This is a genomic window from Actinomadura sp. 6N118 (assembly GCF_044326415.1).
Classification (GTDB): domain Bacteria; phylum Actinomycetota; class Actinomycetes; order Streptosporangiales; family Streptosporangiaceae; genus Spirillospora.
In genome coordinates this window covers 164,080-188,237 of record NZ_JBIRAZ010000006.1, presented here as the reverse complement: position 1 = coordinate 188,237, position 24,158 = coordinate 164,080, and the positions used below count along the sequence as shown (strand labels likewise).

Annotated in this window: 24 protein-coding genes; 10 read left to right on the top strand and 14 right to left on the bottom strand. The window is 69.9% G+C overall.

What is annotated here, in order from left to right; all coding sequences use genetic code 11:
- Positions 1 to 22 precede the first annotated feature (22 nt).
- The 3 genes from ACH34W_RS17215 to ACH34W_RS17205 all read left to right on the top strand — a co-directional run bounded on the left by ACH34W_RS17215 (position 23) and on the right by ACH34W_RS17205 (position 2,645).
- Positions 23 to 1,375, top strand: coding sequence for a nicotinate phosphoribosyltransferase (locus ACH34W_RS17215; RefSeq protein WP_395961893.1), 1,353 nt, complete (start codon positions 23 to 25; stop codon positions 1,373 to 1,375).
- Positions 1,376 to 1,459: 84 nt separating this feature from the next.
- Entirely contained in the window at positions 1,460 to 2,038 is a 579-nt protein-coding gene (locus ACH34W_RS17210) for an isochorismatase family protein (RefSeq protein WP_395961892.1), read from the top strand.
- An 82-nt stretch (positions 2,039 to 2,120) separates the two neighbouring features.
- Complete coding sequence (locus tag ACH34W_RS17205) at positions 2,121 to 2,645, top strand: gluconokinase (RefSeq protein ID WP_395961891.1); 525 nt, start codon at positions 2,121 to 2,123, stop codon at positions 2,643 to 2,645.
- Positions 2,646 to 2,690: 45 nt separating this feature from the next.
- On the opposite strand, the gene ACH34W_RS17200 is transcribed toward ACH34W_RS17205, so the two are convergent.
- The 4 genes from ACH34W_RS17200 to ACH34W_RS17185 all read right to left on the bottom strand — a co-directional run bounded on the left by ACH34W_RS17200 (position 2,691) and on the right by ACH34W_RS17185 (position 6,521).
- Positions 2,691 to 4,430, bottom strand: coding sequence for a DEAD/DEAH box helicase (locus tag ACH34W_RS17200; RefSeq protein WP_395962233.1), 1,740 nt, complete (start codon positions 4,428 to 4,430; stop codon positions 2,691 to 2,693).
- A gap of 36 nt (positions 4,431 to 4,466) precedes the next feature.
- Positions 4,467 to 5,291, bottom strand: coding sequence for a zinc metalloprotease (locus ACH34W_RS17195; protein WP_395961890.1), 825 nt, complete (start codon positions 5,289 to 5,291; stop codon positions 4,467 to 4,469).
- A 381-nt stretch (positions 5,292 to 5,672) separates the two neighbouring features.
- Positions 5,673 to 5,936: a DUF3039 domain-containing protein gene (locus ACH34W_RS17190; RefSeq protein ID WP_395961889.1), complete on the bottom strand. Its 264-nt coding sequence runs from the start codon at positions 5,934 to 5,936 to the stop codon at positions 5,673 to 5,675.
- A 9-nt stretch (positions 5,937 to 5,945) separates the two neighbouring features.
- Complete coding sequence (locus ACH34W_RS17185; RefSeq protein WP_395961888.1) at positions 5,946 to 6,521, bottom strand: YqgE/AlgH family protein; 576 nt, start codon at positions 6,519 to 6,521, stop codon at positions 5,946 to 5,948.
- A gap of 170 nt (positions 6,522 to 6,691) precedes the next feature.
- On the opposite strand from ACH34W_RS17185, the gene ACH34W_RS17180 reads away from it, so the two are divergent.
- Entirely contained in the window at positions 6,692 to 7,378 is a 687-nt protein-coding gene (locus ACH34W_RS17180; protein WP_395961887.1) for a hypothetical protein, read from the top strand.
- A 31-nt stretch (positions 7,379 to 7,409) separates the two neighbouring features.
- Here ACH34W_RS17180 and ACH34W_RS17175 read toward each other — a convergent pair whose 3' ends face one another.
- The 3 genes from ACH34W_RS17175 to ACH34W_RS17165 are packed head-to-tail and all read right to left on the bottom strand — an operon-like array spanning position 7,410 to position 10,576.
- Complete coding sequence (locus ACH34W_RS17175; protein WP_395961886.1) at positions 7,410 to 8,813, bottom strand: NAD-dependent malic enzyme; 1,404 nt, start codon at positions 8,811 to 8,813, stop codon at positions 7,410 to 7,412.
- 59 nt (positions 8,814 to 8,872) lie between these two features.
- On the bottom strand, positions 8,873 to 9,574 hold the full coding sequence (locus tag ACH34W_RS17170; protein ID WP_395961885.1) for an AAA family ATPase: 702 nt from the start codon (positions 9,572 to 9,574) through the stop codon (positions 8,873 to 8,875).
- Between the two features lie 42 nt (positions 9,575 to 9,616).
- Positions 9,617 to 10,576, bottom strand: coding sequence for a tetratricopeptide repeat protein (locus tag ACH34W_RS17165; protein WP_395961884.1), 960 nt, complete (start codon positions 10,574 to 10,576; stop codon positions 9,617 to 9,619).
- A gap of 443 nt (positions 10,577 to 11,019) precedes the next feature.
- Between ACH34W_RS17165 and ACH34W_RS17160 the strand changes: the two genes are divergently transcribed.
- Both ACH34W_RS17160 and ACH34W_RS17155 read left to right on the top strand, forming a co-directional pair.
- Positions 11,020 to 11,835 (top strand): ATP-binding cassette domain-containing protein, encoded by an 816-nt coding sequence (locus ACH34W_RS17160; protein ID WP_395961883.1) that lies wholly within the window; start codon positions 11,020 to 11,022, stop codon positions 11,833 to 11,835.
- A complete protein-coding gene (locus tag ACH34W_RS17155) occupies positions 11,828 to 13,084 on the top strand; it encodes a hypothetical protein (RefSeq protein WP_395961882.1) in 1,257 nt (418 codons plus the stop codon). Before ACH34W_RS17160 ends, ACH34W_RS17155 begins: the two co-directional genes overlap by 8 nt.
- 30 nt (positions 13,085 to 13,114) lie before the next feature.
- Here the strand turns inward: ACH34W_RS17155 and ACH34W_RS17150 are convergent, their stop codons facing one another.
- A complete protein-coding gene (locus ACH34W_RS17150; protein ID WP_395961881.1) occupies positions 13,115 to 13,423 on the bottom strand; it encodes a DUF3817 domain-containing protein in 309 nt (102 codons plus the stop codon).
- Positions 13,424 to 13,548: 125 nt separating this feature from the next.
- Between ACH34W_RS17150 and ACH34W_RS17145 the strand changes: the two genes are divergently transcribed.
- Positions 13,549 to 14,286, top strand: a complete 738-nt coding sequence (locus ACH34W_RS17145) for a DUF4230 domain-containing protein (RefSeq protein ID WP_395961880.1) — start codon at positions 13,549 to 13,551, stop codon at positions 14,284 to 14,286.
- Between the two features lie 35 nt (positions 14,287 to 14,321).
- On the opposite strand, the gene ACH34W_RS17140 is transcribed toward ACH34W_RS17145, so the two are convergent.
- Positions 14,322 to 15,509: an acetyl-CoA C-acetyltransferase gene (locus ACH34W_RS17140; protein WP_395961879.1), complete on the bottom strand. Its 1,188-nt coding sequence runs from the start codon at positions 15,507 to 15,509 to the stop codon at positions 14,322 to 14,324.
- Between the two features lie 95 nt (positions 15,510 to 15,604).
- Here ACH34W_RS17140 and mce point away from each other — a divergent pair, with 95 nt between their 5' ends.
- From mce to ACH34W_RS17125, 3 genes are all read left to right on the top strand, one after another.
- Entirely contained in the window at positions 15,605 to 16,027 is a 423-nt protein-coding gene (mce, locus tag ACH34W_RS17135; RefSeq protein ID WP_395961878.1) for a methylmalonyl-CoA epimerase, read from the top strand.
- A gap of 376 nt (positions 16,028 to 16,403) precedes the next feature.
- Complete coding sequence (locus tag ACH34W_RS17130) at positions 16,404 to 17,765, top strand: DivIVA domain-containing protein (protein ID WP_395961877.1); 1,362 nt, start codon at positions 16,404 to 16,406, stop codon at positions 17,763 to 17,765.
- 179 nt (positions 17,766 to 17,944) lie between these two features.
- Positions 17,945 to 19,381: an AI-2E family transporter gene (locus ACH34W_RS17125; RefSeq protein WP_395961876.1), complete on the top strand. Its 1,437-nt coding sequence runs from the start codon at positions 17,945 to 17,947 to the stop codon at positions 19,379 to 19,381.
- A gap of 51 nt (positions 19,382 to 19,432) precedes the next feature.
- Here ACH34W_RS17125 and ACH34W_RS17120 read toward each other — a convergent pair whose 3' ends face one another.
- From ACH34W_RS17120 to ACH34W_RS17100, 5 genes are all read right to left on the bottom strand, one after another.
- Entirely contained in the window at positions 19,433 to 20,326 is an 894-nt protein-coding gene (locus tag ACH34W_RS17120) for a hypothetical protein (RefSeq protein WP_395961875.1), read from the bottom strand.
- A 90-nt stretch (positions 20,327 to 20,416) separates the two neighbouring features.
- Positions 20,417 to 21,208 carry an alpha/beta fold hydrolase gene (locus tag ACH34W_RS17115; RefSeq protein ID WP_395961874.1) on the bottom strand — a complete coding sequence of 264 codons (792 nt, stop codon included), beginning with the start codon at positions 21,206 to 21,208 and terminating at the stop codon, positions 20,417 to 20,419.
- A gap of 118 nt (positions 21,209 to 21,326) precedes the next feature.
- Positions 21,327 to 22,049, bottom strand: a complete 723-nt coding sequence (locus ACH34W_RS17110; RefSeq protein ID WP_395961873.1) for an alpha/beta hydrolase — start codon at positions 22,047 to 22,049, stop codon at positions 21,327 to 21,329.
- Between the two features lie 64 nt (positions 22,050 to 22,113).
- Entirely contained in the window at positions 22,114 to 22,434 is a 321-nt protein-coding gene (locus ACH34W_RS17105) for an ATP/GTP-binding protein (protein WP_395961872.1), read from the bottom strand.
- A gap of 36 nt (positions 22,435 to 22,470) precedes the next feature.
- Positions 22,471 to 24,066, bottom strand: coding sequence for a 3-hydroxyacyl-CoA dehydrogenase family protein (locus tag ACH34W_RS17100; RefSeq protein ID WP_395961871.1), 1,596 nt, complete (start codon positions 24,064 to 24,066; stop codon positions 22,471 to 22,473).
- Positions 24,067 to 24,158 lie beyond the last annotated feature (92 nt).

The window sequence follows — 24,158 nt, the reverse complement described above, 5'->3', positions numbered from 1 at the left end:
CGTGTGGCGGGCCACACGTCCCATGGTGCACACACCGGGCCTTAGGGTTCCACTTGTGGACCTTGGTTACGGCACCGCGCTGCTCACTGATCAGTACGAGCTGACCATGCTCCAGGCTGCGCTCCGTAGCGGCACGGCCACCCGGCGAGCGGTCTTCGAGGTGTTCGCCCGGCAACTCCCGGCAGGGCGGCGCTACGGCGTCGTGGCAGGTACGGGACGGCTGCTGGACGCTATCGAGGCCTTCACCTTCGACGCGCCCGCGCTGGAGTTCCTGACCTCCCGTGGCATCGTCGACGAGCCGACGGCGAAATGGCTGGAGGAGTATCGCTTCTCCGGGAACATCTGGGGTTACGCCGAAGGCGACTGTTACTTCCCGAACTCGCCGATTCTGGTGGTGGAAGGCACATTCGCGGAGGCCGTCCTCCTGGAGACGCTCGTCCTGTCGATCCTCAACCACGACTGCGCGATCGCCTCCGCCGCGTCACGCATGGCGCAGGCCGCCGACGACCGGCCCCTGATCGAGATGGGCTCCCGGCGCACGCACGAGAAGGCGGCCATCGCCGCCGCGCGCGCCGCGTACATCGCGGGATTCGCCACCACCTCCAATCTGGAGGCGGGCCGCTCCTACGGCGTGCCCACCGCCGGGACCAGCGCGCACGCGTTCACACTGCTCCACGACAGCGAGCGGCACGCCTTCGGAGCGCAGTTGGACTCGCTCGGCGCGGGCACCACGCTGCTGGTCGACACCTACGACGTCGAACGGGCCGTCAAGACGGCGGTCGAGCTCGCCGGGCCCGGCCTCGGCGCGGTACGGATCGACAGCGGTGACCTCGGCGTGGTGGCCCGGGAGGTGCGGGCCCAGCTGGACTCGCTGGGCGCCCACGACACCCGCGTGGTGGTCACCGGCGACCTGGACGAGTACGGCATCGCGGCGCTCGCCGCCGCGCCGGTGGACGGCTACGGGGTCGGCACCTCGCTCGTCACCGGATCGGGGGCGCCCACCGCCTCGCTCGTCTACAAGCTGGTCGCCCGCGCGGACGGCCCGGCGGACACCGACCCGATGCGCCCGGTGGCCAAACGTTCGACGGGCAAGCCCACCCGCGGCGGCCGCAAGACCGCGGTGCGCCGCATCGACGCGCACGGCACCGCGTGCGCCGAGGTCGTCACCACGGGCGAGCCGGCGCCGGGTGCCCGCGACCGCGTTCTGCAGGTGCCGCTCGTCCAGGACGGCATGATCGTGGGCCGCGAGCCGCTGGAGGCCGCCCGCGAACGCCACCTGCGCACCGTACGGGAGCTCCCGACCACGGCGCTCCAGCTGTCCCGGGGCGAGCCCGCGCTGGCGACCGAGTTCGTCAACGGGGGCCCCAGGCGCTGAGACAATAAGGGGCAGGGCCGGCGGACGGGTTAGCGTCCCTGGTGTCCGGGGACGTACGGGGAAGCGGATCAAGGAGCGAGCGTCATGGACAAGGCTCTGATCATCGTTGACGTGCAGAACGACTTCTGCGAGGGCGGTTCGCTGGCGGTGAGCGGTGGCGCCGACGTGGCGACCGCGATCTCCGACTACGTCACGGAGAACCGGTCCGCCTACGCGCACATCGTGGCCACCCGGGACTTCCATCTGGAGCCCGGTGACCACTTCTCCGAGGCCCCGGACTACGTGGACAGCTGGCCGCCGCACTGCGTCATCGGCACGCCGGGCGCGGACTTCCACCCCAACCTGAAGCTGGCCCCGATCGAGGCCGTGTTCAGCAAGGGCAGGGAGACCGCCGCCTACAGCGGCTTCGAAGGGCAGGCCGACGACGGGACGCCGCTGGCCGACTGGCTGCGCAGCCGCCATGTTGACGCGGTCGACATCGTCGGCATCGCCACCGACCACTGCGTACGGGCCACGGCGGTGGACGCGGCGCACGCCGGCCTGCGCACCACGGTCCGGCTCGACCTCACCGCGGCGGTCTCCAAGGACACCGCCGAGCGCGCCCTGAGCATGCTGCGCGCCGAAGGCGTCGAACTGACGGGCACGCCGGTCGTCCAGAGCTGACGGGCGTGTCGTCCAGAGGTGACGTCCGTCCAGAGCTGACGGACGATCAGAGCTGACGAGCGGTCAGGCAGAGGAGGAACACGTGGCGAACGCAGGGCCGCATGTCGTCGTGGTCATGGGTGTCTCCGGCAGCGGAAAGACGACCGTCGGCACCAAGGTGGCGGAGCTTCTGGGCTGGGAGTACGCCGACGCCGACGCGTTCCACCCGCCCGCCAACATCGAGAAGATGAGCTCCGGGCACCCGCTGAACGACGCCGACCGCATGCCCTGGCTCCAGGCGATCGCCGAATGGATCCGTGGGCACCTCGAATCGGGGACCCCGGGCGTGGTCTCCTGCTCGGCGCTCAAGCGCTCGTACCGCGACCTGCTGACCGGCGGCCATCCCGAGGTGCACATCGCCTACCTCGACGGCGACCGCGACCTGATCGCGGGCCGCATGCGGGAACGCAAGGGCCATTTCTTCCAGGCCGAGATGCTGGACAGCCAGTTTCGCGATCTGGAGCCGCCCACGCCGGACGAGATCGCCGTCCACGTCCCCATCACCGGCACGCCCGACGAGATCGCCGAACTCATCGTCAAGGCCCTCGGCCTCTCCCCAAGGCCCTAGGCCAGTCCGCACGGGTCTAGGCCAGTCCGCACGGGTCCTGAGGCGTCAACGGCGCTTGGCGGCCCACTCGCGGATCTTGGTGATGCGCTTGCGCACGTCGTCGGCGGAGGCCTGCGCGATGGGCGGGCCGCCGCAGCTCTGCCGTAGCTCGGTGTGGATGACGCCGTGCGGCTTGCCGGTGCGGTGGTTCCAGGCGCCGACCAGGCCGTTGAGCTCCTTGCGCAGGGCGGCGATGTCCTCAGCGGCCGTGCGGTCTTCCCGGGGATCGCCGGTCTTGCGCTTGCGTTCGTTGGCGATCTGATCGGCCTGCCGCTTGCGCAGCAGCGCGGTCACCTGCTCGGGCTCCAGCAGGCCCGGGATGCCGAGGAACTCCTCCTCCTCGGCGGAGCCCGGCTGGGCCTGCATGCCGAACTCGCCGCCGTCGTAGAGAACCCGGTCGAACGTGGCGGACGCCTCGACCGTCTCGAACGGCAGCTCCTCCCCCACGTCCGGGTTGTCCTGCTTGCGGTTGGCCTCGGCGAGCAGCTCGTCGTCCAGCCCGTCCTCGCGGACCGGGCGGTCGAGGACGTGGTCGCGCTCGGTCTCCATCTCGTTGGCGTGGCCCATCAAGGTCGGCACCGACGGCAGGAACACCGACGCGGTCTCGCCGCGCTTGCGGGCTCGCACGAAACGCCCGACCGCCTGCGCGAAGAACAGCGGCGTGCTGGTCGAGGTGGCGTAGACGCCGACCGCCAGCCGCGGGATGTCGACGCCCTCGGAGACCATGCGGACCGCGACCATCCAGCGATCCTCGGAGTCGCCGAACTGCTTGATCTTCTTGGACGCGGTCGGGTCGTCGGAGAGCACGATCGTGGCGCCCTGGCCGCAGACCTCGCGCAACATCTTGGCGTAGGCGCGCGCCGACTCGTGGTCGCTCGCGATGACCAGGCCGCCCGCGTCCGGGATGGCCCGGCGCAGCTCGGTGAGGCGCCGGTCGGCGGCGGCCAGCACCTGCTTGATCCAGTTGCCCTTGGGGTCGAGCGCGGCCCGCCAGGCCTGCGCCGTCTGGTCCTGCGTGAGCGGCTCGCCGAGGGTGGCGGCCAGCTCGTCGCCCGCCCTGGTGCGCCAGCGCATCTCGCCGGAGTAGGCCAGGAAGATCACCGGCCGGACGACGCCGTCGGCCAGGGCCGGGCCGTAGCCGTAGGTGTAGTCGGCGCGGCTGCGCCGGATGCCGTCCGGCCCCTCCTCGTACTGCACGAACGGGATCGGGTTGATGTCGGTGCGGAAGGGCGTGCCGGACAGCGCCAGCCGCCGGGTCGCGGGCTCGAACGCCTCGCGCACCGCGTCGCCCCACGACAGGCCGTCGCCCGCGTGGTGCACCTCGTCGAAGACGATCAGAGTCTTGCGGGCCTCGGTGCGGTTGCGGTGCAGCGCCGGCCGCGCGGCCACGGTCGCGTAGGTGACGGCGACGCCGTGGAAGTCCTTGCCGACCCGGCCCTGCGCGTTCTGGAACTCGGGGTCGATCTTGATGCCGACGCGGGCCGCCGACTCCGCCCACTGCCGCTTGAGGTGCTCGGTGGGGCACACCACGGTGATGGCCGCGATGATCCGGCGCTCCAGGAGCTCACGCGCGAGCCGCAGCGCGAACGTGGTCTTACCGGCGCCGGGCGTCGCGACCGCCAGGAAGTCGCGCGGCCCGGGATCCTCCCCGCTCGGCCCGAAGTACGCCTCCAGCGCCTGCTGCTGCCAGGCGCGGAGGGACGACGCGGTCCCCCACGCGGCCCGTTCGGGGAAGGCGGGGGGCATGCTCGATGCGGCAAAAGTGCTCACGGTCATCGAAGGCTACCGAGCCCCAGAGACAGAACGCGCCCCAGTACGCGCACTGTGCCGACGTTCACTCTCCTGACCCGGCGCTCGGAACGCCGCCCACGCTGCACGGATGCGCAGTCCCTGACCAGGAGTGAACTCGCGCATGCAGTCGTCCCACCCGTAGTTCATGAAGTTGTGAACCGGGTCGGTCCCGAGCTGCCAGCAGGTGTCCCTGAGCAGCGGGCATTTTTCTGTCGGCCCCGCCTCGAACGGCGTGTCGGCGACGCCGTCGCCGGGGTTGTCGCAGGCGTTCTCGAACGTGTGGAAGAGCCCGAGCCAGTGCCCGATCTCGTGCACGGCCGTGTAACCGAAGTTGAAGTGCCGGAACGACCCGCCCGGCACGCTGCGGTAGTCGACCACCACTCCGTCGTTGTGCGGCTCCTTGCGGTACCACTGCGGGAACGTGGAAAAGCCGAGCATGTCCGAGCCGACCGCGGCGGTGTAGAGGTTCAGGGTCTCGGCACCACCCCGCCGCAGCGCCTTCTTCATCGCTGCCTCGTACCGCTCAGGTGCGCGGAACCACAACGCGTTGTCTCGGACGCCATACTTTTCCAGCCGGAACGAGACGCCGGTGTCGGCCCCGCCCTTCTTGCCGCCGTACGCCTCGTTCAACGTGGCGATCAACCGCCGGACGACCTCCGCGCTCAGCCGGCCCCGGTTCCCGTTCGTGATGACATGGAGCCGGACCGGCACCACGATCCTCACGGCCCGCCTGCGTGTGGAGATTCGTGTGGAGTCCAGAGTGCGCTCATCCACCCCGTAACGCGCCCGCAGGGTCCGGTCCAGGTCTGCCAGCATCGACATCACCTGCTCGCGCCCGAGATCCGCGTGGTCCCCCTCCGGCCCGCCCCGGGCGCGTCTGGCCGATCCTCCGCCAGACGCGCATAGAGCAGCGGCAGCTGAGGCACGCTCCCCCGAAGGACCCCGTGTCGGCTCTAAACGACCTGCTCCTGACACCGTGCCAACACTTACCGAACTCGACGTGACACACACTGTCACCAACAGTGCGCACGCCAAAACCCCGATACCCCGCCCCATGGCTCCCCGTACAAGAACCGTAACGCCGCCTCGCGGCTCCGCCCGCCTGCCAACCCCAGGGCGGGCCGCGCTCGGCCCTTGTAGCCGCCGGATCGGCGGCTACAAGATCATGACAGTGTGGTGCCCCCGCGCGCCCGGCGGTTATTCGTCCCCGGCGCCCTTGCCCGCCTTCATGGACTCGTAAATCTCCTTGCACTCCGGGCAGACCGGGAACTTCTTCGGGTCGCGGTTGGGCACCCAGATTTTGCCGCACAGCGCCACCACCGGAGTACCGCTGACGGCACTCTCGGTGATCTTGGCCTTCTTCACATAGTGCGCGAACCGCTCGTGATCACCGTCGCCGTGCGACAGATCCGGCTTGACATCACTCTGTGTATCGCTGTCGGGAAGAATTTTCGTACTCACAGCATCACCTTAGTTGAGCGTCGGGTCCTCGGGAAAAGTCGAGACGAAGGCCAGGTCGCCGCCTTGGCGGCGGAGCACCTCCTGCCACAGGCGGTCCGGGTCTCCGGCGAAGACGTCGCCCGCCTCGGCCGGCACGAGGTACCAGGCACCGTCCTCGACCTCTGACCGGAGCTGGCCAGCCGACCAGCCCGCGTATCCGGCGAACACACGGAGCTGGAGGAGCTCGGGCGCGAGCAGCCCGGGCGGGGCGTCCAGGTCCACCAGACCGACCCGCGCCACCGACGGGTCGCCGTCCAGGGCCCGCCAGCCGAGCGGCTCGTCGTCACCCGGCAGCCGGGCGAGCGCGAGCGCGTTGTCGAGCGCCACCGGACCGCCCTGGAAGACCACGGAGGGCCCGGTCACAAGCTCGGCCCAGGGCGGCAGCACGCGGTCGACGGGGACCTCGGTGGGCCGGTTGAGGACGACTCCGAGCGTGCCGCCTTCGAGGTCGTGCTCGACCACGAGCACCACGCTCCGCTTGAAGTTGGGGTCGTCCAGCTGCGGCGTCGCCACCAGCAGGAGACCGACCCTGATCCCGTCGTCCATGGGTTCCATGATGCGTTGCTCATACCTCCGGCGGCACGTACCGCCGCTCGTTAACCTGTTATGCATCCCTATCTCTGGGGAAATCGACAGAATACGGTCTCTCCGTTAAAAAATGATCTAGGTAGCCCCGGGGTACACCGGGTGCAGACCGGCGAACGGAAGGAACTGCGATGCAGTTGCCCAGGGTCGTCATCGCAGCCGTGTTCTTCGTCATCGGGGCGCTGATCGCGATCCCTGCCATCATCAAGACCACCGGGGACTCCAACGCCTCCACCACCCCGGCCGGGTCGACGACGAGCCCATCGCCGACGGGCACCAGCCCGAGCCCGACGGCCACCACGCGCACCGGCACCGCGACCCCGACGCGCACGCCGCCGCCGACCCCCACCCGCACCACTCCCTCCCCGACGCCGACCCGGACGACGTCCGCGCCCCCGGCACGGCCGCTCAACGCGACCATCGGCACGCCCTCCTGCCCGAGCCGCAAGGTCACGATCACGGTACGCAACACCAGCTCGCAGGCCGAGGACTACGCGATCGAACGCGACGACGGCTCGGCGTCCATCCCGAGCCGCATCGCCGCCGGCGCGACCCGGGAGAGCACCATCACGCTGCGCGAAGACCGCAGCACCCGCATCGAGGTCACCCATGACAACGACTCGGTGCTGGTCAGGACCCGCAAGGCCAACTGCAAGGCCGCCCCGCCCCCCGAGAACCTGCCGGTCACCGGAGCCGACGACACCGTCCTGTGGGCCCGCGCCGTCACCGGTGGCGCAGCCATGGTCACCGGGATCATCATCTTCTGGTACGGCGGCATCTGGCCCCGCCGCCGCGCGGAGCTCTTCGAAAAGAAGTGACCAGGACGGTGGTCAGGCCTCGGACCGGTGATCAGGCCTCGGTCCGCGGCCGGCCTCCGGCGGCTTCGCGAACGGCGCCCGCGACGCGGGTGCTCACGTCCGGGTGGAAGACGCTCGGCACGATGTAGTTGGGGCCGAGCTCGCCGTCGGTCACGACCTCGGCCAGGGCCTTGGCCGCGGCCAGCAACATCTCCTGGGAGACCCCGTCGGCCTGCGCGTCCAGCAGGCCGCGGAAGACACCGGGGAACGCCAGCACGTTGTTGATCTGGTTGGGGTAGTCGCTGCGGCCGGTGGCCACCACGGCGGCGTGCTCGCGCGCCTCGTCCGGCGAGACCTCGGGCTCGGGGTTGGCGAGCGCGAAGACGATCGCGTCGTCCTTCATGGTGGCGATGTCGTCGCCGGTGAGAATGTTGGGGGCGGACACGCCGACGAACACGTCGGCGTCTTTGACCGCGCCCTTGAGGTCGCCCGCGTAGCCCTCGGCGTTGGTGTTCTCGGCGATCCAGCGAAGAGAGTCGTCCAGGTCTTCGCGGCCCTGGTGGACGGCGCCGTGGAAGTCGCACACCACCACGTCGCGGGCGCCCGCGTGCAGGAGGAGCCGCAGGATGGCGCTGCCCGCGGCGCCCGCGCCGGACATGGCGATGCGGACGTCGCCGATGTCCTTGCCGACCACGCGCAGGGCGTTGGTCAGCGCGGCGAGCACGCAGATGGCGGTGCCGTGCTGGTCGTCGTGGAACACCGGGATGTCCAGCAGGTCGCGCAGCCGGGCCTCGACCTCGAAGCAGCGCGGGGCCGAGATGTCCTCGAGATTGATGCCGCCGAACGCCGGGGCGAGGATCTGCACGGTACGGACGATCTCGTCGGTGTCCTGGGTGTCCAGGCAGATCGGCCAGGCGTCGATCCCGGCGAACCGCTTGAACAGCGCCGCCTTGCCCTCCATGACCGGCAGCGCCGCCTCGGGGCCGATGTTGCCCAGGCCGAGCACGGCCGAGCCGTCGGTCACCACGGCGACGCTGTTGCGCTTGATGGTCAGCCGCCGGACGTCCTCGGGGTTGCGGGCGATCGCCAGCGAGACCCGGGCGACGCCGGGCGTGTAGGCCATGGACAGCTCGTCGCGGTTGCGCAGCGGCACCTTGGACATCATCTCGATCTTGCCGCCGAGATGCATGAGGAAGGTCCGGTCGCTGACCTTGTGGATGCTGATGTCGTCGATCGTCTCGAGCGCCGCCGAGATCGACTCGGCGTGCTCGGTGTCGCGCGTCGCGATCGTGACGTCGATGCGCAGTGTCTCGTGCCCGGCGGTGTTGACGTCGAGAGCGGTGACGATGCCGCCGGCGTTCTCGACGACATGGGTGATCTGGCTGACGGCCTTGCCGCCGGCCGGAACCTCCAGCCGGACGGTGATGGAGTACGACACACTGGGCACGCTGGCCACGTCACTGGCTCCCTTGCTACGACCTGTATTGGGGCCGCCGCCCGGCCTCTCCGGGCGGCTCAGACCACCCGGGCCGCAGCGACGATCAGGTCCACCACGGCCGGCTCGGGAAGCCTCGTGCTGTCGATCACGAGGTGGTAGAGCCGCGGATCGGCGGGATCAGCCCCGTAGAAGTGCTTCACGTAGGCCGCCCGGGCGCGGTCATTGTCGTCGAGCATACGCTCCAGATCGCGCTGGGACGTCCCGCTCCGGACGGTTCCCTGCTCGTTTGGAGGTTCACCCGAAATCCCGGCCGCACCGGACGTGCCCCGCAGCAGCTCCACGCGGGCTCGCGCGAGGCGTCGCTCTTTGCGTGCGTCAAGCCGTACGTGCAGGGCGTCCACCCGGTCCTTGAGCACCACCGCCCCGGCCCGGCCGAGGAGCACGCCGCCCTCCGCCTCCGCCGCCCTGGTGATCACCTGCTCGGTCCGGACGACGAACTCCTCCTCGGGCAGGATCGTGCGATCGGGCAGGTAGACGTCCATGCCCCCGAGCGTGACGTTGGGCAGCCGCGCCGCACCGGCCAGGATCCGGCCGATCCCGCTCTCGGCCCGGTCGTCGTGGGCCAGCGCCTCCTCCAGCGTGCAGCCGATCTCAGCCGCCACCGTGACCGGGATCGCGCGGTCGACGAAGGGCAACCCCAGCCGCTCCGCGACGGCGGGCCCGATCGACCCTCCTCCGGCACCGAACGTGGCCGAAATCGTCACCACACGAGCACTCACACCACTTTTATGCCCGTTCAGGCGACTTTTACCTTCGCGACGTCAGAAGAGGGCTGATTGGAGGGCTCGGCGGGCCTTGCTGATGCGGGGGTCGTCCGAGGGCAGGATCTCGAACAACTTGAGCAGGTGTTTGCGGGCGACGTCGCGGTCGTCGCCGGCGGTGCGCCTGACGGTGCCGATGAGCCGGTCGAACGCGGCCTCGACTCCGCCCGTCACGACCTCGACATCGGCGGCGCGGGTCTGCGCGAGCACGTCAGCGGGATCGGCGTCCGCCTCGGCGATGGCCTTCTGCGCGTCGAGGTCGCCGATCCGGCGGCCCAGCTCGATGCGCGCCAGGCCGGTCTTGGCGTACTCGTCACGCGGGTCGGTGTCGAGGATCCGTTGGAACGCGGTGGCGGCACGGTCGAGGTCGCCGCTGTTCAGCGCCTCCTCGGCGGCCGCGTACACGGGGTCGACCTCGGGCTGCGCCTGGGGTGCCGGCATCTCGTCGTCCTCGGGAGCGCCGGAGGCGTCGGGCAGGATGCCCTCCTGCCGCAGCGCCTCGAAGAGCTGGTCGATGGCCTGCCTGACCTGCGCCTCGGGTGCCGCGCCGTTGAGGAACGGCATGAGCTGCCCGGCCACCACGACCGCGACGAACGGGATCCCGCGGATGCCCATCTGCTGCATGTAGGCGCCGAGCTGCGGGTTGGCGTCGATGTCGACCTTGGCCAGCACCCATTTGCCCGCCGCCTCGGTGGCGAGCTTTTCGAGGATGGGGCTCAGCTGCTTGCACGGCCCGCACCACTCGGCCCAGAAGTCGACCAGAACCGGAGCGGTCCGAGACCGTTCCACCACCTCGGTGTTGAAGGTCTGGTCGGTGACGTCCACGACGTAAGGGCCACCGGCCGCACCCGTTCCCGGGGACGCTTCGGCCGCCACCCGGCGTTCCTGCTGCTTCTTCGCGGCAGCCTGGCGGGCGCCGAGATCGACGGCCCCGTACAAGGAAAAGTCCCGAGAAGACATGGGTCCATCCTGCCTCATGACGCGCCACGACCGTACTCTCGTCCGCTCCCAGCGGAGCGCCCGGCGTCCGGCGCGTGTCCCTGCCCGCTTCCGGACAGAGCCGAATATTCCCAAGAAATCGCCCCTTCACTGGACGGGCAAAGGATTCAGACCATCGGCCGTAAGAGGAGAAAGACTGCTGACAGCGATCACCAAGCCTGGTTATAGTCGCGATGTCGATGCATGGTGCGACGGCAAAAGGGGGTGCTGTCCGAAGGTCCGGGGAGGGCGATCGGATGGCCAGGGACGAACACCGCGGTGACGGGGGAAAAGTCACCGGCGTTCATCGCCTGTCGCGTGACGCATGACGCAACAATGGGGGGTTCATAGTGATCGCGGAGCAATCCGCGATCGTGGCCCGAGGGATGGGTGTCCGCCGCGGGGGGCGGTGGCTCCTACGCCCGGTGGCCTTCGGTGTCTCCGAAGGCGTGACCGGCCTGGCCGGTCCACCTGGTGTCGGTAAATCCACTCTGCTGGCCACGTTCGCGACATTGCGCCGGCCACATGTCGGCGTACTGAAGATTCTCGGATACGACACTGGAAATACCACCGACCTGCGTACGGTGCGGGCTCGGATCGGTTATCTGCCGGGCAATTTCACCTCGGCGGACAACCTGACGGTCGGGGAGTTCGTCTCCTACGCGGCCTATTACAAACGCGTACGTTCCGATGCGACCCGGTCGGCCCTGAAAAGGCTCGATCTCCTCGAATCCGAATCGACGGAAATGAGCCTGGTGCCGCCGGACGTCCGGCTGCGCGCCGGCCTGGCGGCGACGTGCGTGCACGAGCCGGAGCTGGTGCTGCTCGACGATCCGCTGCACGGTGTGAGTGACGTCGAGGCGAGCGAGCTGCTCCCCCTCATCCGAGCGCTGGCGCCGACAGTCCTCGTGTCCGCTCCCACCGCGCAAGCCCTCACCGGCTGGTGCGACCGCGTGTTCACCCTGGCCAGGGGCAGATTGACCGAACGCACCACCAGGTCAGCGCCCGCACGTTCAACGGACAGGCGGGTGGGGGCGCCCGCTGACGGGAGTACTTTCGACTTCGCAACGCCCAGCCCGCACCGCGAGCGCGCGGCGCTGAGCGGGGAACGAGCCGGAGGCGAAGTTCCCCGCGAAGATCGCGAAGCGATGTCGCGCTCGCCGCTTTTGTGGTTCAGGTCCGAGCCGCCAGGCGAGGACCTGAGGCCACAGAAGCACATTAAATACTGCGCCAGTGTCTGAGCTCGGGCGGGTGCTCCGGGTGGAGGCCCGCCGGACGGCGCCGCTCGTCGCGGTGCCGTTGCTCACGGCCGTCGGTGTGGTGACGGCCTGGCTCTCGCTGGTGCCCGACGTCGCCTACTGGGACAACACGGTGGTCGCGCTGGTCAACACGGTGCGGGTGCTGGGGCCTTTGGCGGCCGGGCTGGCGGCCTGGGCCGCGGTGCGCGAACGCCGCCTCGACTACCTGCGCGATCTGACGCCCCGGTCCCCCGCCACCGGAGCGCTCGTCGACATGGCGCTGCTCTCTGCGGCGGCGCTGGCCGCGTACGGGACGGTCGCGGCCGTGGTGGTCGTCGACACCGTGCTCCGCGAACAGGCGGGCCGGGCGCAGATGATGGGGATCCTGGCGGGTGGGACGGCCTTGGTCATGCACGTCGTCTTCGGCTATCTGGCCGGGCGGCTCGTGCCACGGCGCGCCACCGCCGCAGTGGTGGTCGTGGCGACCTGGCTGTGGGCGGCCGTGCGGATGCCGAGCACCTCCTGGTGGAGCCTGCTACCGCCGGCGGCGCTCAACGAGGTGGAGCTGTTCATGGGGCTGCGCAGCCAGGTGCTGGCCGACGGGGTGTTGTGGTCGGCCGGGCTGACCACCGCGCTGATCCTGGCGTACGTGTGGTGGCTGAACCGGCGTTTCTGGATGATCGTGCCGCTGCTGGCAGCCCTCTCGCTGACGGTGCTGGCGACGGTCCGCTTGGAGGCCTCGGACGGGCGCGCCGTGGGCCCGGCGCCGATCAGTCCGTCCTGCCGCGAGTGGCCGCTCACGATCTGCGTGCATCCGGCACTGCGCGGCGCACTGCCCGCGTTGATGACCGCCACGACGCCGCTGGCCGCCCGGCTGAACGGGACGCCCGGCGCGTTCACGAAGATCGAACAGCGTCCCGGCACGGCACCGGCCGGGCTGTCGAAGGGCGTGGCCCGCATCCATCTCGACGGTCTGACCCCCGGCTATGAGGCCCAGGTCGTCCGGCAGATCCGGGACGGGCTGGTGGACGCCCGGGCCTGTTCCTCCCAGCGGCGGCGGGGGGCCGAGTATCGGGCCATGGTCGACGCCTGGCTCCTGGGCACCGAGCAGCCGGACATCTCCGACCTGCGGGGCGCCCGCGTGTTCGCCGCCTGGACCGAGCAGCAGCGCCGTGCCTGGCTGCGTACGAACTTCAGCGCGTACCACCGCTGCGCGCTGACCGCGCGCGCCTTCCGAGCATCCCCTGCATGACCACGACGGAACCCCCCAGATCCGCCGTGATCATGCAGAAGCCTTACCGTGCGCGGCCACCGGCTCCCTGAGCCAGCTCCGCTCCACGAAGTACGGGGCGAGCGGGAGGACGGACGCGATCAGCGCGAGGACCGTGCGCTTGACGTCCCAGCCGAGCGGCCCCCGGACCATGAAGACCAGGGCGACGAACGCGAGGAACAGCACCCCGTGAATCGGCCCCATGATCTGCACGCCCGCCTCGAACTCCACCGTGCGCTTGAGCACGGAGCAGAGCAGGAGGATCAGGAACGAGGTCGCCTCGGCGATCGAGACGTACCGGAGGATGCGCACGGTGTCCACGGTCGACCAACGTACCGGTACCCCGGCCGTGTTTCCGCCATGGCCATGACCCTGATCACATCCAGAATGACCACCGGTACCGCGCGGTGAGGTAAGGAGGGGGCAATGCCGGGCATGCCTCCTACATGGCCCGATCCGAACGCGAAGCAAAGACCCGTGGGAACGAGTCCAAGCCCGAGCCGACCCCCGCCGCCCCGGCCAAGGCCCCCGCCCCCGCCGGCCGCCGTGGCGGTGGCCTGCGCGTCTCGCTCCTGCTGATCGTCGCGACCATCGCGCTGGTGCTGCTCGCGCAGCAGACGCTGCGGATGCTCCCGGACTGGATCAACCCGTTCGACGAGAAGCCCAAGGACCGCAGCGGCCCGGTGCTGCTCCAGTCGATCCGCGACCTCTCGCGGTACGAGGCGGCCAGCGGCAACTTCCAGGTCATCGTGGACCTGGAGAAGGACGCCAAGTTCCTGCCGAGCGCGGTGCGCGGCTCACGGACGCTGTTCGTCGGGCACGGCACGGTCGACGCCTATGTCGACTTCAGCAAGATCGCCAACGGCGCGCTCACCGTGAACGCCGATCGCACGGCGGTGACGGTCAGGCTGCCCAAGGCGCAACTTGAGCCCACCAACCTCGACACCCAGAAGAGCTACGTGTTCTCCGCGCAACGTGGCCTGATCAACCGCTTCGGGGACTTCTTCGGCAACAACCCCAACAACCAGCAGCAGCTCTACGTGCTGGCCGCCCAGAAGATCCAGACCGCCGCCAACGAGAGCGGCCTGCCCGGACGGGCCGACCAGAACACCAAGCAGATGATGGAGCAGCTGCTCAAGTCACTGGGCTTCAAGACCGTCAAGGTGGAACCCGCCACCCAGTGATCGTGGACGGCGTCCGTGTCACGGCACGCGGAGGGTTACGGCACGCGGAGGATCAGAGCATCTCCCTGACCACCGCCGCCACAAAGGCCGGCCGCACCCAGGCCTCCGCCGCGCCGCTTCAGCTCGTACGCGAGGTGCAGCACGATCCGGGCGCCGGACATGCCGACCGGGTGGCCGAGCGCGATCGCGCCGCCGTTGACGTTGACCTTGTCCGGGCCGACGCCGAGATCTTTCATCGACTGGAGGCCGACCGACGCGAACGCCTCGTTGATCTCGATGAGGTCCAGGTCGTCAACGGTCAGCCCCGCCTTGCCGAGGGCGTGGTTGATCGCGTTGGACGGCTGCGACTGGAGCGAGTTGTCGGGGCCCGCGACGTTGCCGTGCGCGCCGATCTCGGCCAGCCAGGTGAGGCCGAGCTCCTCGGCCTTGCTCTTGGACATCACGACGACCGCGGCGGCGCCGTCGGAGATCTGCGAGGACGAGCCGGCGGTAATAGTGCCCTCCTTGGAGAACGCGGGCCGCAGCCTGGCGAGCGACTTGGCGGTGGTGTCGCCGCGCACACCCTCGTCGGTGTCGAAGACGATCGGGTCGCCCTTCCGCTGCGGAATCTCGACCGGGGCGATCTCGTCCGCGAAGACGCCGTTCTTGATCGCTTCGGCGGCGCGCTGGTGCGAGCGGGCGGAAAACTCGTCCTGGTCCTCCCGGGAGATGCCGAGCTTGGCGTTGTGGCCCTCGGTGGACTCGCCCATCGAGACGCCGTCGAAGGCGTCGGTCAGCGCGTCGTGGGCCATGTGGTCGAGGACCTCGACCGAGCCGTACTTGTAGCCGCCGCGCGACTTGGGCAGCAGGTGCGGCGCCTGGGTCATCGACTCCATGCCGCCCGCCACCACGATGTCGAACTCGCCCGCGCGGATCAGCTGGTCGGCGAGCGCGATCGCGTCCAGGCCGGACAGGCAGACCTTGTTGACGGTGATCGACGGAACGCTCATCGGGATGCCGGCCTTGACCGCGGCCTGCCGGGACGGGATCTGCCCGGCGCCCGCCTGCAGCACCTGGCCCATGATCACGTACTCGACCTGGTCCCCCGTGATCCCCGCGCGCTCCAGCGCGTTCGCGATGGCATGGGCGCCGAGGTCGGCGGCCGACAGGTCCTTGAGCGAGCCGAGCAGGCGGCCGATCGGCGTGCGGGCTCCGGCGACGATCACGGACGGGTTGGTGCTCATTGGCAGGGGCCTCCACATGGGTCCGGCGGCGACATTTGCCACGATACCCAGGACGACCCGAATCTCATTCCGCCGCCTCGACCGGGAGAACACCCATGCTGACGCGCATCGACCACATCGGCATCGCCTGCCACGACCTGGAGGCGACCGTGGAGTTCTACAGGGAGACCTACGGCTTCACCGACGTGCACTTCGAGGTGAACGAGGAGCAGGGCGTGCGCGAGGCGATGCTCAAGATCAATGAGACGGCGGACGGGGCGGCTTCCTACATCCAGCTGATCACGCCGATCCGGGAGGACTCGACGGTGGCCAAGTGGCTGGCCAAGAACGGCGAGGGCGTGCACCACATCGCGTTCGGGGCCGACGGCGACGTCCAGGAGGAGGCCGACGGCATCGCCGGCAAGGGCGTCCGGGTGCTGTACGAGGAGCCGCGGCGGGGCTCGATGGGATCCCGTATCACCTTCCTGCACCCGAAGGACTGCCATGGCGTCCTGACTGAGCTCGTCCAAAAGGCGTAAGGGTGCCGTGACGGGCCGCGAGATCCCCCAGGCAGCTAGGTGATCTTGTAATCGCGGCCCTTCGGCCCCGTTGCGCAGATTGTGACGTGTTTGAAATCACACCCGCGCCGGGAGTCGCAGGACTCGCCGCTCTGTAGCCGTTCCTGCGCGAATGGTGGTTTTGGGGCCCGCACACGTGCGCACCTGGGGTGTCGACGGGCAAGCTGACAAAAACGACAAAGTGCGCAGCGCGTCAAGATGAGCCCCCAACACGGCAGCCACCGGAGTACGCTTCACTCGCCGGTAGAAGGTCTGGGGCCGCGCGCCCGTCAGCCAGGCGATCAACCGGTCCCCGGAACCAAAAAACCGCAGCCCCGTCACATCAGGATTGAGCCACATGCAGTCCGACATCGACGCCCAGCTCAGCAACTTCTTTGAAGACACGCCCCCGCGCGAGTTCGACGTGGTGCTACGCGGCTACGACCGCCACCAGGTCGACGAGCACATCAAGCAGCTCGACAACGAGGTCCGGCAGTCCCGTGAGTCGACCCAGGCGCTGCAGCGCGAGCTGTCGGACGCCCATCGGCAGCTCCAAGAGCAGGAACGCCCCACCTATTCCGGGTTGGGCGCGCGCATCGAGCAGCTGCTGCGGCTCGCCGAGGAGCAGGCCACCGAGCTCGTCCAGGCGGCGCGCTCCGAGGCCAATGAGATCAAGGCGGCGGCCAAGGTCGACGCGGCCGAGCACCGCGCCACCGCCGAGAACGACGCCTCCGAGCTGCGCGCCACCGCCCAGCGCGAGGGCGACGACATGCGCAACGCCGCCGAACGTGAGGCCGAGGAGGTGCGCACCTCTGCCCGGCGTGAGTCGGACGAGCTGACCTCCACGACCGAGCGCGAGGTCGCCAAGCTGCGCGCCACCGCCGACCACGAGGTCGCCGAGAAGCGCGCCGCCGCCGAGCGTGAGATCGCCAAGTTGCGCACCACGACCGAGCGCGAGGTCGCCCAGCTCCGGGCGTCCACCAAGCGCGAGCGCGACGAGATCCTCACCACCGCCAAGCGGCAGGCCGACGAGATGCGCGCGCAGGCCCAGCGCATCCTCGAGGAGAGCGAGGCCCAGCGCGCCCAGGCCGAGGCCGAGTTCGAGATCCAGCTGGCCGCCCGCCGCGAGGAGGCCGACCGCCAGGACGCCGAACGGCACGCCGCCGCGCAGGCCGCCACGCAGAAGCTCGTCGCCGAGGCCGAGCAGCGGGCCGCGTCCGCCGAGCAGCGGGCCGCCAAGGCGACCCAGCAGGCCGAGCAGACCCGGCGCGAGGCCGACTCGCACGCCAAGCAGCTCATGGCCAACGCGCGCAAGAACAGCGACCAGGTCATCGCCGAGGCCAAGTCCCAGGCCGAGCAGCTGCTCGCCGAGACCAAGTCCGAGGCCGACCGGGTCCGCACCTCCGCGCAGCGCCAGGTGGACGAGCTCACGCGCCAGCGCGACAGCATCACCAGCCACCTCAACCAGCTGCGCCAGCTGATCGGTGGCATGCAGCCGCCGATGGGCGGCATCGAGGAGCTTCCCACCGCGGAGAAGCCCGCGCTGGAGGCCAAGCCCGCCGCGCAGGCGCAGGCGCAGCCGCAGGGCGGCCAGGCGCAGCAGCAGGCCAAGCAGGCCGCGGCTGCCAAGGCGGGGCCGGCCAAGGGCGGCCAGGGCAACGCGCAGGGCAACGCGCAGGGCAAGAAGAACGAGGATGACGAAGACTGGTGGCAGGAGTAGCGGCACCCGCCACCGACCGTGTGGGCCGGGCCAACACGATCTGACTCAATCCGTGCGAGGCGGAAAAGCCTAGAGGTAGCAACTACCTCTAGGCTTTTCGTCATCTGCACCGGATGCGGGCGGGCCCATGAACGGCAAGGTCCGGCCGCTACGGACAGGGAACGGAAAAGGAGTACGACGTGGCCGAGGAGACCCCCCGGAAGGACACGTCGCCGTCACCCGGCGACGACGAGACGTCCAGCGCTACGGGTGGTGCCGCAGGCGGTACGGAGCCCTCGCCCTCCCCGGCCGATGACCACTCCCGCGACGACGATGGCCCCGGCGACAACGGCACCGCCGGCGCAGGGGGCGTCCGCGCCGGCGACACCGACAGCACGGGCGCGGACAGCGCCACGGGTGAGGGCGGCACCAAGGGCACGGCCGCGGAGCCGGCACGCGTTCCCGCCACGGTCGAGCGGACCGTCATCGAGAAGACCACCGTGCCGGGCGACACCGAGGCGGCTCCCGACCCCGCGCTCGATGTCGAACAGCGCAAGATCGAGGCGGGCGTCGACCACCGGTTCCCGTTCGGCCGGCCCGGAGAGCCGCTGGGCAAGGCGCACCCGTTCATGTTCGGGTTCATCGCTGCGCTCGGCGTCATCACCGCCTGGCAGTTGTTCAACGCCGCGCTGAACGCCAAGTCGGTACTGGTGATGATCGTCGTGGCGATGTTCCTCGCGGTCGGTCTCAATCCGGCCGTGGAGCGACTCCGCAAGATCGGCCTGTCGCGCGGCCTGGCGGTCGCCATGGTCTTCCTGGGCGTGATCCTGTTCTTTGCGGGGTTCGTCGCCTCGCTCGTGCAACCGGTGTCGGAACAGACCACCGAGCTCCGGAAGAGCATCCCCGGGTACGTGGAGAAGCTCCAGAAAACCGACCGTCTCGCCGAGTGGGACAAGCGCTACGGCCTGCTGGACCGCGCCGAGAAGACCGTCAACAGCGAGGGGTTCCAGGACCAGCTCACCTCCTGGGCCACCGGCATCGGCAAGGTCGCGGTCAACGGCATCTTCCAGACGCTGACCATCCTGATCCTGACGCTCTACTTCCTGAGCTCGCTGCCGCAGATCAAGACGTTCTTCTACCGGCTGGCGCCACGCTCGCGAAGAGCCCGGGTGGCGCTGCTGGGCGATGAGATCCTGGACCGGATCGGCGGGTACGTCGCCGGGCAGTTCACGATCGCGTTCATCGCGGGCCTGACGACCTATGTCTTCCTGGAAATCCTCGGCTTGAAGTACGCGCTCGCGCTCGCGCTGATCGTCGCGGTGACCGACCTCATCCCGCTGATCGGCGCCACCATCGGCGCGGTGGTCGTGACCCTGGTCGCCTTCCTCACCGGGTCCCTGACCGACGTGATCATCTGCATCGTCTTCTACATCATCTACCAGCAGGTGGAGAACTACCTGGTCTATCCGCGCGTCATGAAGCGCACGGTCGACGTCCAGCCCGCGGTGACCATCGTGGCGGCGCTCATCGGCGGCGCGCTGCTGGGCGTCGTCGGGGCGCTCCTGGCGATCCCGACCGCCGCCTCGATCTCGTTGCTCATCAGGGAGGTGGTGGTGCCCCGCCAGGAGACCCTGTGACCGGAGGTCGCAGGTCTCCCGGCGGGACGCCGGGCCACGAGGCAGGGCCTGCTACTTGCGCCAGATGGCGGCGTAGCGGGAGGACGCACCCGTGCCGCCGCCCGCGATCTGGATCGGGTAGTAGCCCTTGGCCTTGGCCTGCTTGAGCCGGGTCGTGAGGAGCGCCGAGGTCATGCCGGTCTGCTCGACCCAGGGGCCGATCTTGTCGCTGCGCCAGATGGCGGTGTAGCCGCTGCCGACCGCCACGAACGACGGGCGCCAGCCCTTCTTGACCTGCGCCTTGAAGAGCTTGTCGTGCGCCGCGAAGCTCTTGTTGAGCGACACGCTCCACTTCACCTTGCGCGGGTTGGCCACCCACACCGCGAGGTAGCGCGGCGCCTTCGCGGTGCCGTACGCGTCGATCGAGATCGGGATGAAGCCCTTGCTCACCGCGTACTTGTTGTGCTGCGCGAGCTTGGCGGCGGTCAGGTCACCCCAGGAGAAGAAGGCGCCCTTCTTCTTCTCGAAGATGCCCGCGTAGATCCCCGAGGCGCCCGAGCCGGTCCCCGTGATGGTGATCGGCTGGTAGCCCTTCTTGCGCAGGTTGTTGAACGACTTCTGGAACGTCGCGCGCGACTGGCCGACGACCTGGGTGAACGCCGGGCCCGACCGCTTCACCCACACCGCGGCGTACCTGGGGTTCGCCCGGTTCGACACGTTCAGCGAGATCGGCCGGTAGCCGCTGCCCGCGAGCTTCTTGCCGGTCGCCAGGTGATAGGCCTTGGACTTGGCGTGGTACTCGACGTACGCGGGTGCCTTCGCGACGGCGGCCACGGGGGCGGCGGCGCGCTGCTCGGCGGCGGTTGCGCCCCCGGTCTGGGTGATGACCACCGGAACGGCGACGCCCGCGGCGGCCAGCGTGGCGATCGCGACGGCACCGCGACGGCCCTTTATGTGTGTGTTCATTGAGCCTCCTGATTCAGGACATGCCTAAAGAGTCCTATCAGACATGTCATGAACTAGAGATCAGGCCCCGCGATATCCCGATATCGCTACTCAGCTCGTCATGCGGGCGATCGCGGCGGTGAACTCGGCGACGGCCTGGTTGAAGAGATCGGGCTGTTCGACCGGGCACAGATGGCCGGCCCGCGCGATGACCAGCAGTTCGGCGTTCGGGATCGTGTCGGCCATGGCGCGCGCGTCCGCCTCGGTGGCCAGCGTGTCCTCGGCGCCCACGATGACGAGCGCGGGCACCTTGAGTGTGCGCAATGTCTCGAAGCTCACGCCGCGGGCGGCCATCGCACGCTGCGCCCACGCGGCCGCACGCGCCGGGGTGGCCTGGACGAGACCGCGCACCCGCCCGTACACCAGCGCGCGTTGCCGGAACGTCGTCGGGCCGACGAGGTGCGGGAGCACGTCGTCCAGCAGCACCTGCACGGTGCCCTCGTTCTCCAGCCGTTCCGCCTGCGCGAGCCGCGTGGCGCGGATCTCCGGGGAGTCCTCGTCGGCCCGGGTGTCGGCCAGCACCACACCCATGACCAGGTCAGGGTGGCGGCGGCACAGTGCCATCGCCACGTACCCGCCCATCGACAACCCGCCGACCACCGCCCGTGCGATGCCGAGCCGCCGGAACAACCGGGCGACATCGTCGGCCATCTCGTCGATCGACGGCTCGTCGTCGCCCAGTACCGACCCGCCGAATCCACGCAGGTCCGGGGTGACCACACGGAAGCGCCCGGCCAGCCCCTCCCGCTGGTTGAGCCACATCGCCGAGGACAGCGGGAAGGCGTGCAGCAGTACGAGCGGCGTGCCGGAGCCCACATCCCTGGCGTAAAGCTGCACGGTCATGGCGGAGCAGACCTCCCCGGGTCATCAGCCCGAAACCGCCGTGCACACGGCGGCTAGGCAATCGTCACCCCGATGGCGCGATTCCCAGAGAGGAGTGGCCGTGTCCGGCCGCCCCGGTTTAGTTGTCCGATTCATCCCATTCGGTGGGGAGCGGAGAGGCCTGGGGTGCGACCCGCTTCACGATCTCGTTGAGCACAATGCGCACATAGGGCTCGCCCACCCACAGGTGTTTCGCGCCGTCCACCGCGACGACCTCCGCCTGCGGGATCCGCTTGAAACGTTCCCGTGCCTCGGCCGGCCGGAGATAGTCGTCGAACTCCGGGACCAGCGCCACGACCGGCCGCCCGTCCGCGCCCCAGGCGTCCAGGTCCGCGTCCCCAGCCCGGTGGAGCGGTGGCGACAGCAGGATCGCGCCCTCGACCAGCGGATCGCAGCCCCATTTCAAGGCCAGCTCCGTTCCGAACGACCAGCCGAGCAACCACGGATGCGGCAGATCGTGGAACTCGGCGTACTCGATCGCCGCCGCGACGTCGTACCGCTCGGCCTCGCCCCCGCCGAACTCGCCCTGACTCGTCCCCCTCGCCGAGGTGGTCCCCCGGGTGTTGAACCGCAGGACCGCCACGTCCGCCAACGCGGGCAGCCGGAACGAAGCCTTGCGCAGCACGTGGCTGTCCATCATCCCCTCGGCCGTGGGCAAGGGGTGCAGGCAGACCAGGGTCGCCACCGGCGGCCGCTCCGGGGGCAACGCGAGCTCGCCCACCAGCTCCAGCCCGTCTGCAGTGTGGAGGGTGATGTCCTCCCGCCGGGCAGGCAGCACCGTCGCAGCCCTGATCTCCGCCATGCGCCTGGTCTCCTCGCTGTCGGTAAAGGGGTTCGCTCGCTGTCGGGTCGGTAAGGGTGCCGGGTCAGTAGCGGGGCGCGTTGCGCGACCGCTGGATCCTGGGGGTCCGGCGCCCGCGGGCGTTCCAGCACGGGCGGTGCCAGTGCCTCCGGTCGTCCGCGCCGCCGCGTTCGTCGGCGGGCCACACGACCAGATGGCCCACCCCGGACGGGATCTCCTGATCGCAGCCCGGGCAGCGGTACGCCTTCACCGCGTTGGCCCCGGCGATCGTGCGGACGATCCAGTCGCCGTCCGCCCCCTCCTCGGTGCTCTGGTCCCAGTAGGAACCGCCGCCCGCCTCCGGCTTGGGACCGGGGGCGGGGCGGCGGTTCTTACGCGGGCTCATGATGACCAGGATATTGGCGGATCGGCATGTCACGGCTCAGCGCAGGGTGCGTCCGGCGGTGACGTGCTCCTCCAGGAGCGGCGCGGGCGCCAGGGCGGGCTCGCGGCTCTCGGCGTGGAGGGCGCGCAACACCGCGACGGCCCGTTCGAGGCCGAGCCGGTCCAGGTCGGCGATCGGGCCGGTCGGGTAGCCGCATCCGAGCGTCATCGCGGCGTCGATGGAGTCGGCGTCGGCGTAACCGGCCTCCAGCATGGCCGCGGCGTCGTTCAGGTAGGGGAAGCGCAGCGCGTCCACGATGAACCCGGCGCGGTCACGGCAGCGGACGGCCGTCAGGCCGAGCCTCCCGGCCAGCGTCGCCGCCTTGTCGGTGACGCCCGGCGCGGTCACGACCGTTCCGGCTATCTCCACCAGGCCGCCACCGGCTTCGGGGAAGTGCAGCCCGACCACGTCACCGGGCCGGTCGGTCGCCATGGCCAGGTCGATGACCGGCACCGTCGAGGCCGTGGTCGCCAGCACCGCCCCCGGCGCGGCGACGTCGGCGACCGCCGCGAACAGCGATCGTTTGACGGCGACGTCCTCGGCCGCCGCCTCGATGATCAGTTCGCAGCCGGCCAGCTCCGACAACTCGGACCGGACCTCGCTGCCCGCCCGCGCGGCGGCCGCGATGATCGCGACGGCGAGTGTGCCGGAGCCCACGACGCCCACGACCGGCTGTGGTGCCTCGGCTGCCGGAGCCTCTGTCTCGGTACCCGATGCGGATGCCGATGCCGTCTTGTCGTACGAGTAGAAGCCGCGGCCGGTCTTGCGGCCGAGCAACCCGGCCGTGACCAGCTCACGCAACACCGGGGCGGGCGCATGCCGCCGGTCACGCGACTCCTGGTAGATCGCCTCCAGTACCTCCAGGCAGGTGTCCAGCCCGATGAGGTCCATGAGCGTGAACGGGCCCATCGGCAGGCCGCCGCCGGTCTTCATGGCCGCGTCGATGTCGTCGCGCGTCGCGTGCCCCGACTCCAGCATGGTCGCGGCCTGGTTGAGGTATCCGAAGAGCAGCCGGTTGGCGACGAACCCGGCCCGGTCGCCGATGGTGACCGGCGTCTTGCCGAGGCTCCTCACCAGGCCCGCGACCCGCGCGACGGCACCGTCCTCGGTGAGAACGGTGCCGATGATCTCGACCAGCCTCATGACCGGCGCCGGGTTGAAGAAGTGCACTCCGACGATCGCGGCGGGCCGGTTGGTGGTGACCGCGATGTCGGTGACCGAGAGCGAGGAGGTGTTGGTGGCGAGCACGGCGTCGGCCCGGCAGACCCGGTCCAGCTGCTCGAACACGCGCCGCTTGAGGTCCAGCCGCTCCGGCACGGCCTCGATGACCAGGTCGCATTCGGCGAGGTCCGCGAAGTCGGTGGACAACGTGATCCGGTCGAGGATCTCGCGCTGTGCCTCCTCGGTGAGCTTCCCGCGCTTCACCGCGCGCCCCGTCGAGCCCTCCAGGTTGCCGCGCCCCCGGTCGAGGGCCTCCTGGTTGATCTCGATGCCGACGACGGCCAGGCCGCCGCGGGAGAGGACCTCCGCGATGCCGGCGCCCATCGTGCCCAGTCCGACGACTCCGACCCTGCTGAACGAACCACCACTCATGCCTGGCAGTCTCCCAGAGCCGCTTTCCTGAATTGCAGGTGGCACTGTTTCTACTGGGGGGCGACCCCCAGACCCCCGCGATTTCCCCATCA

Coding starts and splice junctions, on each gene's coding strand:
- ACH34W_RS17215 (WP_395961893.1), top strand. CDS start 23: ATGGTGCACACACCGGGCCTTAGGGTTCCACTTGTGGACCTTGGTTAC.
- ACH34W_RS17210 (WP_395961892.1), top strand. CDS start 1,460: ATGGACAAGGCTCTGATCATCGTTGACGTGCAGAACGACTTCTGCGAG.
- ACH34W_RS17200 (WP_395962233.1), bottom strand. CDS start 4,430: ATGCCCCCCGCCTTCCCCGAACGGGCCGCGTGGGGGACCGCGTCGTCC.
- ACH34W_RS17195 (WP_395961890.1), bottom strand. CDS start 5,291: ATGCTGGCAGACCTGGACCGGACCCTGCGGGCGCGTTACGGGGTGGAT.
- ACH34W_RS17185 (WP_395961888.1), bottom strand. CDS start 6,521: ATGGACGACGGGATCAGGGTCGGTCTCCTGCTGGTGGCGACGCCGCAG.
- ACH34W_RS17180 (WP_395961887.1), top strand. CDS start 6,692: ATGCAGTTGCCCAGGGTCGTCATCGCAGCCGTGTTCTTCGTCATCGGG.
- ACH34W_RS17165 (WP_395961884.1), bottom strand. CDS start 10,576: ATGTCTTCTCGGGACTTTTCCTTGTACGGGGCCGTCGATCTCGGCGCC.
- ACH34W_RS17145 (WP_395961880.1), top strand. CDS start 13,549: ATGGCCCGATCCGAACGCGAAGCAAAGACCCGTGGGAACGAGTCCAAG.
- ACH34W_RS17140 (WP_395961879.1), bottom strand. CDS start 15,509: ATGAGCACCAACCCGTCCGTGATCGTCGCCGGAGCCCGCACGCCGATC.
- mce (WP_395961878.1), top strand. CDS start 15,605: ATGCTGACGCGCATCGACCACATCGGCATCGCCTGCCACGACCTGGAG.
- ACH34W_RS17130 (WP_395961877.1), top strand. CDS start 16,404: ATGCAGTCCGACATCGACGCCCAGCTCAGCAACTTCTTTGAAGACACG.
- ACH34W_RS17120 (WP_395961875.1), bottom strand. CDS start 20,326: ATGAACACACACATAAAGGGCCGTCGCGGTGCCGTCGCGATCGCCACG.
- ACH34W_RS17115 (WP_395961874.1), bottom strand. CDS start 21,208: ATGACCGTGCAGCTTTACGCCAGGGATGTGGGCTCCGGCACGCCGCTC.
- ACH34W_RS17110 (WP_395961873.1), bottom strand. CDS start 22,049: ATGGCGGAGATCAGGGCTGCGACGGTGCTGCCTGCCCGGCGGGAGGAC.
- ACH34W_RS17105 (WP_395961872.1), bottom strand. CDS start 22,434: ATGAGCCCGCGTAAGAACCGCCGCCCCGCCCCCGGTCCCAAGCCGGAG.
- ACH34W_RS17100 (WP_395961871.1), bottom strand. CDS start 24,066: ATGAGTGGTGGTTCGTTCAGCAGGGTCGGAGTCGTCGGACTGGGCACG.